The organism is Microcoleus sp. PH2017_05_CCC_O_A (genome assembly GCF_020738785.1).
Lineage (GTDB): Bacteria > Cyanobacteriota > Cyanobacteriia > Cyanobacteriales > Microcoleaceae > Microcoleus.
Genome location: NZ_JAEQCB010000124.1, coordinates 1 through 12,295, shown reverse-complemented (window position 1 = coordinate 12,295; position 12,295 = coordinate 1). Strand labels below are relative to the sequence as shown.

Annotated in this window: 8 protein-coding genes and 1 pseudogene; 3 read left to right on the top strand and 6 right to left on the bottom strand. The window is 41.6% G+C overall.

The genetic code is table 11. The features are described 5' to 3' along the window. The first annotated feature begins 48 nt into the window (after window positions 1-48). The 3 genes from JGK20_RS24670 (at window position 49) to JGK20_RS24660 (ending at window position 4,205) form a co-directional block, all read left to right on the top strand. Window positions 49-582, top strand: a complete 534-nt coding sequence (locus JGK20_RS24670; protein WP_293196194.1) for a type IV pilin-like G/H family protein — start codon at window positions 49-51, stop codon at window positions 580-582. Window positions 583-798: 216 nt separating this feature from the next. Further along, the gene (locus JGK20_RS24665; RefSeq protein WP_293196196.1) at window positions 799-3,030 is read left to right on the top strand and encodes an O-linked N-acetylglucosamine transferase, SPINDLY family protein; all 2,232 of its coding nucleotides are present in this window, start codon (window positions 799-801) and stop codon (window positions 3,028-3,030) included. 14 nt (window positions 3,031-3,044) lie between these two features. After that, on the top strand, window positions 3,045-4,205 hold the full coding sequence (locus JGK20_RS24660; RefSeq protein WP_293196198.1) for a glycosyltransferase family 4 protein: 1,161 nt from the start codon (window positions 3,045-3,047) through the stop codon (window positions 4,203-4,205). Between the two features lie 46 nt (window positions 4,206-4,251). Here the strand turns inward: JGK20_RS24660 and JGK20_RS24655 are convergent, their stop codons facing one another. The 6 genes and pseudogenes from JGK20_RS24655 to JGK20_RS24630 form a co-directional block, all read right to left on the bottom strand. Next, entirely contained in the window at window positions 4,252-5,046 is a 795-nt protein-coding gene (locus tag JGK20_RS24655; RefSeq protein WP_293196200.1) for a DUF1698 domain-containing protein, read from the bottom strand. 35 nt (window positions 5,047-5,081) lie between these two features. Next, window positions 5,082-9,398 (bottom strand): CmcI family methyltransferase, encoded by a 4,317-nt coding sequence (locus tag JGK20_RS24650; RefSeq protein WP_293232476.1) that lies wholly within the window; start codon window positions 9,396-9,398, stop codon window positions 5,082-5,084. A 78-nt stretch (window positions 9,399-9,476) separates the two neighbouring features. Then, window positions 9,477-9,899, bottom strand: a complete 423-nt coding sequence (locus JGK20_RS24645; RefSeq protein ID WP_293232475.1) for a tetratricopeptide repeat protein — start codon at window positions 9,897-9,899, stop codon at window positions 9,477-9,479. Between the two features lie 105 nt (window positions 9,900-10,004). Continuing rightward, window positions 10,005-10,907 (bottom strand): Uma2 family endonuclease, encoded by a 903-nt coding sequence (locus tag JGK20_RS24640; RefSeq protein ID WP_293232474.1) that lies wholly within the window; start codon window positions 10,905-10,907, stop codon window positions 10,005-10,007. A gap of 324 nt (window positions 10,908-11,231) precedes the next feature. Next, window positions 11,232-11,725, bottom strand: a pseudogene (locus JGK20_RS24635) (Uma2 family endonuclease). A 90-nt stretch (window positions 11,726-11,815) separates the two neighbouring features. After that, the coding region (locus JGK20_RS24630) for a Uma2 family endonuclease (protein WP_293232472.1) at window positions 11,816-12,295 on the bottom strand (480 nt) is incomplete at its 5' end.

The window sequence follows — 12,295 nt, the reverse complement described above, 5'->3', positions numbered from 1 at the left end:
TTTACGAGTTAGAAATCAATCATCCCACGCCTCTAGGAGAAACAACCCATGAAAACTGAATTAAAAGCTAAGTTCCTGCATCACCTCAATCAAAAAAGACAAGATAAGGGTTTTACCCTGATTGAACTGCTGGTAGTTATCATCATCATCGGTATTCTGTCAGCTATTGCATTGCCTTCCTTCCTCAACCAAGCTAACAAAGCCAAGCAGTCAGAAGCCAAGCAGTACGCAGGTTCGATGAACCGCGCCCAGCAAGCCAAATACGCAGAACTTGGTAATTTTGTAACAGATTCCGTTGACAATCTGGGTATTGGCATTAAAACTCAAACTTCTAACTACACCTATACAGTTAAAGATGGGGGCGCCAAAAACGTTGGCAACCAAGCATTCTCCTTATCTGACTCACTCTTACCCTATACAGGAATTGTGGCTCTGGTAACACCTAAGGAGCAGACTGATGCCACCACTGTGGCAGTATTATGCCAAGCTGGTAAGGCAGCAAAAGGTAACACCATTCCTCTTCCTGCTGGTGGTGGTCAGGCCTTAGCCTGTGATCCTAGTACACCTGAAGTTACTAAGTAGGAAAGGTCTCAGATAGAGCATGGGTCTTGCTAGTCTGAGCTGAACCTATTGAAAGAGTGGGTAGTGTTTCTTAATGCTACCCACTCTTTGAATACAATTTTAATTACACTTTTTTGACCAAACATCTCCTAATATCAAAGCAGGATATACGACTATAAACTTCCGCTCGTCGTTACTACACTTTGCTTCAATATGGCATAAAGTTAGCTTGCTTATATGACTGCTAAATACTTACCTACTAAGCCTACTCATTGGGAGCAACAAGCCCGTCAATGTCTAATTCGAGGAGATTACGCTCAAGCTGCACACCTTTATGAACAGGCGATTGAAGAGGAACCCGATACAAAATCTTACTATTGGCATTTAGGCCTAATATTGCTATTGCATGGGCAAGAAGCAGAAGCTCAGACGACTTGGCTGCTAGGCATGGCAGAGGGGGAACCCGAACAAGTCGAACTCTGGACTTCTGAACTAATACAAGTTCTGCAAGCAGAAGCAGAGCGCAGAGGTAATCTCGGTGATTGTTCGCTCTCTTGGGTGATTCGACAGCATCTACGTGAAATCAACCCCGCAGATATTAACAATCTGTTGCATATAATAGGTCTTTCCATCCTGCTTGAAACTTATACGGGACATGATTTGATTGCTCTAGACTTGTTGAATATACTCAAGTCGGAACCTCCCATCAAGCTAGACTCTGAGCTATTGATGCAAGTGTTAAAGAGCGTTTTAGATTATGACTCCTTGCATCCCTCTTCCTTGGAATTAACGGAGGCCTGTATACCTCATCTGCATAACCCTCAAGTTTTTATTCAAATAGTCGTAGCAGCTTCAGTTCAGATTGCACAACAAATACCAGCACTGGCAGTACGCTTCGCTGAGCTAGCTCGCAGTTTAGATGATAAAAATCTAGGAATATTGCAGCAACTGGCTAATTATTACCCAAATGCTCAGCAATACGATCAGGGCATACAAGTGGCTAAATTGCGCTATTCCTTATCAGATGAGTTAACCGATAAAGTTTTTTCCAACCATCTGATTATGCGCTGTTTGATGAGTGCAGGTGGATACTGGGAAGAGGTTGCTTCAGTTATCGGGCTACATAAATCGCTGCTGAACTTACTGATAGCTGAACAACCAAGAGCCATTCACCCAGTTACAGTTCAAAATTTATTTCTTACATCCTTCTTTTTACCTTACTTTCAGGATGAGCCAAAAAATAATAGGCAAATTCAAAACCAAGTGTCTCAGTTGTGTCAAGCTAATGTTCAAATCTATGCTCAGGAGCAGTCCGAGAAATACCGACAGCGGCAGTCATCTCGTAAAATCAGCGGTAGTGCTACTAAGCCATTGAAGATAGGTTACTTATCTAGTTGCCTGAGAAGGCATTCTGTAGGCTGGTTAGCACGATGGTTGTTTCAGTATCACGATCGCGATAAATTTGAAATTTACGGCTATTTTATAGGTAACAAAAAAAAGCCAGATATTTTACAAGAATGGTATCTAAATCAAGTTTTTAAAGCATCTAAAGATAGCTTTGGAGGTCTTGAAATAGCAGAGCAGATTGCTAACGATGAGATTGATATTCTGATTGAACTTGACAGTATCACTTTAGATATTACCTGTGAAGCGGTGGCACTTAAACCAGCTCCTATTCAAGCTACTTGGCTGGGATGGGATGCTTCTGGGCTGCCGGCGGTTGACTATTTTATTGCAGATCCGTATGTTCTACCGGAGTCTGCTCAAGATTATTACAGTGAAAAAATCTGGCGCTTGCCTCAAACTTATGTAGCTGTAGATGGTTTTGAGGTGGCTGTCCCTACTTTGCGTCGGGATCAGTTAGATATTTCTAGCGATGCGGTGGTGTATCTAAGCGCTCAGAAGAGCTACAAACGCCATCCCTCAACAGCGCGACTACAACTTAAGATTTTGAAGGAAGTACCGAATAGTTACTTTTTGATCAAAGGTGCCGGAGATGAAGAATCAATAAAAAACTTCTTTACTCAAATGGCAGAAGAAGAAGGTGTGGCGGGCGATCGCCTGCGATTTTTGTCAGAGGTAGCAGCAGAAGCCGTTCACCGAGCTAATTTGGCAATTGCTGATGTAGTTCTTGATACCTATCCTTATAACGGTGCTACAACTACCCTAGAAACTTTGTGGATGTGCATTCCTCTCGTGACGCGAGTTGGTGAGCAATTTGCGGCACGTAACAGTTATACGATGATGATGAATGCAGGGGTGACAGAGGGAATAGCTTGGACTGATGAAGAGTATGTCGAATGGGGGATTCGTCTAGGGAAAGACCCGGCTTTGCGGCAGCAAATATCTTGGAAACTGCGGCAGTCACGACAAACAGCTCCGCTGTGGAATGGTGAGCAATTTACGCGAGAGATGGAGAAAGCTTACGAGCAAATGTGGCAGATATATTTAGATAAACATTATTCATAACGGAGATCGGGTGATTGGAAAAGCTAAAAATTCTGGTTGTAAATAATCTATATCCACCCCAAGTGGTTGGAGGCTACGAACGGGCGATCGCAGATTACGCTAAGCTTTTGCAAGAACGCGGTCATCAGGTTCTCGTTATTACCAGCAACACGGAACACTTGCCCACTGGTTACACAAAAGCTGATTCAGATCCTCCGACAGTGCGACGCTGTTTATCTTTATGGGGAACTTGGACAGAGCGAGGGGCGCAGCCTTTTTACCCAGCTCATGTTGCAGCAATTGCCGTACAAAATTATAAAACTCTAGAGGAATTGTTGCCCTTTTTTCAACCTGATGTTTGCTTGACAGGCAATGCAGATTTTTTAGGTTCGCCAATTTTAGAACAGATACTAGCTGCCGGGATACCGATCGCTCATTATGTGATGAATTCACAACCCGGATATAGCTGCGATCTAGCTCCTCAGAGTTCTTTGTATCGATACATTACTGTTAGCGATTGGATTCGAGAAAATTTACAGCAACAAGGCTATCCTACAGAAACGGCTCAGACGATTTATCCAGGCGGAGATGTTGAGGCATTTTACCAAGCCGAACTTCCACCGCGCGATCGCCTTCGCATTGTCTATGCCAGTTTAGTGATGCACTATAAAGGCCCAGATATTTTGATTGAAGCTCTTTACTTGCTCCACAATGCAGATATTGACTTTACTGCAACAATAGCAGGAGGCTCTCTCAATCCTAGTTTTGTTCAAGAACTTCAAGAATTTGTTGAATCAGAGGGCTTACAAGACAAGATTCACTTTGCTGGATTGCTATCCCGGCAGGAACTACAACAGCTCTACAAAACGCATAATATTTGGGTATTGCCCTCTCGCTTTGAAGAACCATTTAGTATTGGTTTAATTGAAGCCATGGTTGCTGGACAGACGATAGTTACCAGCAATACAGGAGGATCTCCAGAAGCCGTGAAGCACGGAGAAACTGGGCTAATTTTCGAGTCAGAAAACCCTATGGATCTTGCCGATCAGTTATCTTACCTGTTGATGAATCCTGCTGAATGGCAAGATATGGTAAGCAAAGGACAGGAACGAGCTTTATTAGAACTCAGTCGCACCCGTACAATGGATAGATTAGAATCCGTTTTGTACGAACTAGCACTTCAAAACAAAAAATAAATCAGTAGAAATTGGGAATTCAGTGTTGAGTTGATACCTCACCTAATTATAATTTTTGAGTGGTATGAACATCGTGTGTGGTGTTCCAGTAATCAACAACTCTTGGCTGGTCTATCAATTTTTTATTTGTACAAATAAAAGTAGCCCTATCGATCCAACGCTCGATCGGCTGAGTCATTGAATAAGTAATTCCTTCGGGTGCCAATGATAGTAAATCGTTGTTGTACAAGAGTTCAATATCTTCCACCACCAAATCGAGACTCAAAAGCGTATCCATGAGTCCTTTCAAATTAAAGAATGTACAACTCGTAGGCTCATACGGACTATCAGAACCTACAGGACAAAACAGCATAGCATTTTGGTTGTCATCCACATATACTGCTGTTTCTATAACTATTTTTCCTCCTTCTTCCAAGACATCTTTAATCAACTTTAGCGACCAGAAGGGATATCGGAGATGATAAAGAACACCGGGAAATAAGATGACATCAAACATTCCAAATGTCTCAGGTTTTAAGTCAAGGAGGTTTAATTGATACATCTTGACTTTTGAATTGAAAAAAGGAATCAAGAACTCGATCGCCCCCATCGATAAGTCATTATCGATACCAATGACTTCCTTTGCGCCCAGCTTTTCTGCCTCAAAACAAAACAAACCATCTCGACAGCCGATATCAAGAACTCGCTTGTCCTTAAGATCCAGTGTTCTTAAAGCCCTAAGAGGCACGTCCTGCATAGGTACAGCGACGTTATTTCCTGATGTTGATATCTTTTCAGTTAATTGAATTATGTGATAGAACTTGTGCTTTTCTAGTTGTTCAATAATTTGATTTTCATCCATGACTGACCTACCTTTTATATGTTGAGTGAAATTCATCAAATGCTAAGATTATCTGCTTTCAAACTGGGGAGATTTGCTGCGCCAGCTTGTGCAACTGCCTGTTCGTTTTCGTTCTCTAAGACTAGCCGATAGTGGATGCAGGGTAATAAAGCTTTCCACTGCATTTCACTGAGATTTCCCAGTAAAGACACTTCTGGAGCGTCTGTCTCATCTAAATCTTCTTGCATAAGAATATCCATTATAACAGAGGATAAAAGTAAATTTGCATCTTCTTCGGAGATGTTGCTGGTGTCTAGAAGCGCAGTTATTTTACTTGGTTCTTTGTGAGCCAATAAAGAAGTAATTACACCTTGTAACTGAAGAAAGATAGACTCTTCAGGTTGCTGCCAATCAGGAAACAGAATTATGTTGAGTTCTCTCAGTCTTAAGTTGTTGAAGAAGTCATCCAATTCCGCTGATAGTGAAATTTCTGGTGAGACAACCAACTCCAACGGTGAACGATCGCGATTCAATAGATTTTCAGCCTTGACCAGCTTTGGCACAATTTTCAAAACAGCTTGCGCTGCTTTTGTGGCTAATTCTCTATTGCCCATTTTTTCTGAGGTTTGCGCTAAATGCCAAAAAGTGCGCCAGTGATTGCAGTCTTGATGAACAGAATCTTCTTTTTGAAACCATACACCCGTGTAGTCGATAACCCGAAGAGCAAATGATTGACCGCAACCCTTTTCAAATTCATGGATTGCTTTTTTACAACCATCCCAGTGACCGTAATCGTCTATCTGGATAAAACCGTTGGGAACAACACTATCGTAAATGTTATTAAATATGTCCATTGTTGACTCATACCAATCGCCATCAGCGTGCAGTAAAGAAATAGTACCTACTGCGGATTTAGATTCAGGTAAGGTTTGAGCAAATAGTCCCTTAACGGGTAGGACAATATCTCTGACATCCAAGGATTGACAAATGACCTCTAAGTTGTCAATAAGTGGAGCTTTGAGAGTTCCAGCACCCCAAGATGTTAAATTAGCAGGAATTCCGTTATGTTTATCGGCTTCAGTGGGTTCTGGCATCCCTTCAAAAGTGTCAAAAGCATAGATAAGTCGCGGGCGTAAACTGTATCGCTTGATAACGACTGCTAGAAGCGCTGCTGACCCTCCCTTATAACTGCCACATTCAACGAAGTTACCTGGTATATCATCTAAACAGATTTGCCTTGCTAGGGAGTATAGCGAGAATAGTCGGGCTTCACTCAATAATGTGTAAGGTCTGATAACTGACAGTATTTGTTGAAATTCATCCGCAATCGTGCTGTCAAGAATTATGTTACTAAATTGTGATAGGATATGATGCTGCAAGCTTTTTTGAACATCTCCTACTTCCCAGTAAAGTATGCTTAGGTAGTTGTGGGAAATTAAAGAGCTTTGATGAGCTGCTACTGCTTGTGTGAAGGTAGCGATCGCCGTCTCTATCTCACCCTTCACAAAATACTCTTTGCCTTTCTGAATTAACTGAGCAAGTTTTTGCCTATCGCCACTCAAATCAACAGACGAGGGTACTTGAGGTACAGGCTGATACTCTTCAACATAATGAAACAGTTTATTTAAAAATGGCTCGCCGAGCGATGAGGATTCTTTTACTTTCTTTAAAAAACCATTAGTACACCAAGTTATGTTATAGCCAAAGTAGTCACAATAACTGCTATCAATTTCATATGCGCCTTCGCGTTCCGATAAAAATTCTTTCAATGCTTTGTGGGGTCCACGGTTATATGAAGTATCTTGAACTAAATCTGAAATAATTCCATCTTCTATAACAATATATTCTCCTTGCTTGAGATATGAATGAAAAAATTCTAAGACGTGCTTGCTAGTTTCGTAAGAGTGGTCTGCATCTTCTATTACCAGTAGAGGACGCGGCAACGAGTTGAGAAAATTTGGTGTCAATGTTGCCTGTAATGCTCGTCCGTTCCCTTCCATGTAAGTGACGCGAGGATGTTGGACTGAAGTAACTTTGACAATATCGATAGAATAGATGTGACCGTCAATGCCAAAATTATTTAGCATATCTCCCAACCACACAGCACTCCCACCATCTTTTGAGCCAATTTCAATAATTGTACGCGGTTTTAAATTCCAGATTAATACGGGGTAGATTGCAAAGTCGAAGGGATTTTTCAGCATGGGTACGCCCCTGTATGAATAATTCATAGTAGCGTTTTGAATTGACAGCATATTTTCGCGTGCAAGGGTTGTATGCCACGAGCGTTGCTGTGTGGGGATTGTTATTTCCGATCGCAATATAGCTTTAGTTAAGTTTTCAACTTGTTCTTGTGCTTGTTGGTGCGTCGGATTAATTGCCAGTTCCTCTTTTGCGGCTGTAAGTGCTTCCTTATGCCGTCCTACATTATTCAAACAAATAGACCGCAGGTAGTGCATTCCTGCCACATTGATATTTAGTAAAACCGCTTGTTCAGCTATTCGCATGGCTTCTACTGGCTGGTTACTATTAACTAATGTAATGGCTTGTTGCATCATTTCTTGCACTTGTCGTACTCCTACTTCTCGATCGAAAAACTGATTTTTTGACATACTGCTGACTGTGTACCCTTGTAAATGCGTAGGTAATATCCAGTTAACTTTAGGATCTGGATGATGGACAACTGGCTCAACATTTCCCCGCCAAGCAACTCCCATGATTTGCATGGTTTGATATACCATTGTTTGCCACCCTTTTTGTTTTAAGTAGTCTAAGCCTTGAGTGACATCAGGGGAAGCCAAATCGTGAAATAGAATTAAAGCATCTGCTTCTGCTAATTTTTCGCAAATAATTGCATCATGAAGTGGGCCTGGTGCTTCATGGTTGCCGTCAATAAAAATCAAAGACCATTTACGCTGCAATTGAATCGCTAATTCTTCAACGGCTGGGGGACTGGAACCAGCTACTAAATTAACTGAGTCAAGCACTCCTGCTGATTTTAGTGAATTACTGACACTTTCATAAAAATCCGGTCTAGTTAGTAGAGGATCGATTACATCTAGATATACTCCAGCCAGTGCTAAATGACAGGCTGACCAACCCAGCCAACAACCAATTTCTAATGCTTTTTTCCCTTTAAACTTGAGAGCCGTATTATATATAATATGAGCTTCATCTCTGCTCAGAAATCCTACTGTTGGTTGCCGTCTATCCACGTACCAGTTATGAGGAACATTTCGGCGCAAGTAAGGCCAACTTTGGAGATTTGTATCTCCTACAATCATATCTTGGAAGTATTTATCAGGCTGAATAGTGAAAAAATTTGGCGAAATATAGTCTCGCTTCGGCAAACTTTGTTTTGAAATACCTGGAGCCTTGACAGTCTCCAATTTAAGATGTTCGCCTCCGCTTACCCAATTTCGCATTCTAACAACAATCGGTAGCGATTCTAGCCCTTGTTCCACCAGTTCTGGTATTTGACCCAGACTCTCAATGATATTATTTGCAAAATTATAGTTAGGGTCACTGCCATAATTTAAAGTTAGATACTCTAGAATTTCCAGAGCATAATCAGGAAATTTCATCACGTCAGCCAGACAAGCTAGTTTGAGCAGTTTTTCTGGTGTTTTTAAGCTTGGATCTACATTCGATCGCATCAAATCGCGAAAATAAAAAGCGTCTGACCAAATTAAAGCGCCCGGATGACTGTTTGATATGACTGGGACTTCGCGACGCATATCGCGTTGCATATGCCCAAAGTCAAACAGTGTAAGACCTCGGTTCCTGAGATAAATATCTACCTCGCTAAATAAAGGTTGACCTGCATACAGTTCGGTGAATTCAACTTCGGTTACTAATCCCAATACACTATTATTTAATATCCCATCAGATCCTTGTAAAACTTTTAGCTCTGCTCCCTGAACGTCTAGGTGAAGAAAATCTATTTCTTTGATATCTTCAGCTTTACAAAAATTTTCTAAAGTGGTAGTGGATAAATCTACTGTAGACTTTAGCTCGATCAGTTCTGAATTTCCAGAGAAGCGCTTGATATACTCTTCACTGGGGGGATATAAAGAACTGCATCCGGGATATTTAGTTACATAAAGTGTGGCTTTTCCCTCTGTATTGCTAAGAGCTAAGGGAATATGTTTCTCAGTCCAATTTACTTGTCTAGCTTCTAGGTCAGCATTAGCTTCATTGCAAGCTTCTGCATCTGCATCAAATCCATAGATAGTCAAATTAGGCGCAAAAATTTCCCATCCTTGACTTGCATAATCATCCAAATCTCCGATTTTACGAGATCCAACAATGCCTACTGTAATGTGAACTCGATCTAAATGACCTGTTTTCTTAAGAATGGGTAAAAAAAGCATAATAATTTTTTTCTTTATTAGTGGGATTGATTGTAAGTCTGCTGTGTTTTGATTTTAGCTTTAGCGATCGCCCTTTCCTTACTTCTTCCCCTTCGCCTGCCCCAAAAGATCCTTATAATCAGCCCGATCGGGATTTAGCTTCACCAACTTCTCCAAAGGCTCGATCGCCCCCACATCATCCTTCATCTCCAACCGCACATTCGCCAACCCCTCAAGAGCCGTCTGATTCTGAGGTTCCCGCTGCAAAACCGTCTGATATTCCCGTTCCTGGGCCGCCAGCAGAGACTCCTGAGAAACCACAACAGCAGCCACGGGTTTTTGTCGGTGCTGACTGCTCAAACCACTGCTGAACAGACTTACCATACCAAAAATTGTCGAACCCGCAAAGCCAGCCATTGATACAAACGCAAAAATCTGCTTAATACGTGAAGCGTAGCTATCCCGTAGGGAATCGCCCTTACGAACCCGACTATCACCAGATTTTTTCTGTATACTTTCCATTGCTAACCTTTACTGTAGCTGTTTTCCAGGCACTCGCACTCGTACCTATATCTAGATTGCCCAAGTTCGATCGCAAAACGATCAGTTGTAAAATCCGAGATTCTGTTAACACAAAAATTTAGATTTGTCAACACTATTTAACCGAGAATTAGAAGTGCGATCTCGGTGAAGTGCGATCGCACCCTGCATCTTTAGCCATTTATCCTGCGGTAATTCTCCAAACTGCGATCGATAACTCGCTAGCAAAGATTCCAGTTCAGTCGCCCGTTGACTTTCAGCCTCAGCCCGTTGACTTTCGGCCTCAGCCCGTTGACTTTCAGCTTCAGCCCGTTGACTTTCGGCTTCAGCACGTTGACTTTCAGCTTCAGCCCGTTGACTTTCAGATTCAGCCCGTTGTCGTTCAGATTCAGCCCGTTGTCGTTCTGCTTTTAAAGCTGAAGCCAATTCATCGGGAATCAATAATTTCTCTCCATTATCTTCCCGATAAAACCCAATCAATTTTCCTTCTATTTCTAACCGCAATTGCAATACATCGCTGCGACTATCTCTAATTAATTCATACCCATCCTCTCCCAATCGATACCCACGCAATTGTTCCGGAATCCATTCACCTCTAGGGTCAAACAACCAATATTCCTCAACTTCTATCCCCTCATACAAGTCTTTTTTATTGATTATATCTTCCGACTTTGTACCCGGTGATGTCATTTCAAAAATCACTTTTGGCACTTGGCCTTCTTCCCAGATTTTGTAATTATCTCTGCCACCTGGTTCTACATCAAAAATCACCATCACATCCGGTGCTACGCGCAGTTTTGGGAATCCTTGAGCGTAGTATAAAAATTGGTTTGCTAAAACAGTAGCTCGACGGTCTGCGAGGTATTGTTTTAAGACTTCTAAAGTGGTTAAAATTGCGTAAAGATGGTCGTAAGTTTCTGCCACTGGTTCTCCATCAGCGCTAGGGTATATGATTTCAGAAGTTTTGAGGGTGGTAACGACTGCTGTCATGGTCGTGCTTCCTGTGAGTTGTATACATATTATAAACTTTTTTGCTGTAATTAAGTAGGTTAATTTAATTAATATCAAATCCGGTAGCATCGGAATGATTATTAGCCGAAATTAGGAGAAGGCAGTGCCGTGTCCCTACCCAAAATATTGTAGGGACACGGCACTGCCGTCTCCTCTATATCATAGGTCGTGTAACCGGAATTGATATAACCTAAAATGCGATCGTTCTTAGAAGAACCCTGACTTCTTTAAGAAGTCGGGGTTCTGGGAGTTCTGTTTTTTAGTTTGGTCTATTTAATACCTCTTATCCTATGACAATTCTCCTTATTCATTCACAATTCCTGCTTCAAACACCTGTTGAGCAGTCAAGTTCAACTCCGGAAAAGCACCGGATTCAATCCTATCGTCTCCCCGAAACTGCGTCAACTCATATTCCCCGTCAGCCAATTGATATACTGAAAGCGTCGGTTGTTTGGGATTGCCTATGTAGCGTCTTCCACCCAATCCCAAATAATCCACAATCCAGTATCATTTATCACTTGCTGGCGATCGAGAACTATGACATCTGGCTCATATCCTGATTCGTCGCGATCGGGTTTAAGGACACATTCTTTGGGAAGGAAATAGGGCAATCGGGTATTGCGACATATAACGCCAACTTCTATATTGAGAAAGCCAGATATTTCTGAATGTTGGCCAGTTCCTTTGGGCATTTCAATAATTACTCCATTGTGCAGTTCGTAGTGATGTTCTGAATTTTCAGGATACCAGGCAATGAATTCGTCAAATGTTACTAATTTTGTTAAAGCTTGAATCATGTCGATTGCTCCTTTATTCTAATTATATTTAATTTTAGTTGACTCTAACTATTTTTGTAGGGGCGATGCCCCGCCCCTATACTATTTATTCTACGGCAATTTTCCAAACTGCTCTCGATAACGCGCTAGCAAAGATTCGAGTTCAGCAGCCCGCTGACTTTCCGATTGTGCACGTTGACTCTCCACTTCTGCGTGTTGCCGTTCCGCCTCAGCCCGTTGCCGTTCCGCTTTTAAAGCTGAAGCCAATTCATCAGGAGTTAATAATTTTTCTTCATTATCTTCCCGATAAAACCCAATCAGTTTTCCTTCTATTTCTAAACGCAGTTGCAATACTTCGCAACGACTATCTGTAATTATTTGATAACCCTCTACCCCCAGTCGATATCCGCGCAATTTTTCAGGAATCCATTCACCTTTTGGGTCAAATAACCAGTATTCCTGAACTTCTAATCTTTCATACAAATCTTTTTTAATCACTTTATCTTCCGACTGCGTGCTTGGTGATGTCATTTCAAAAATCACTTTCGGCACTTGTCCTTCTTCCCAGATTTTGTAATTATCTCTGCCACC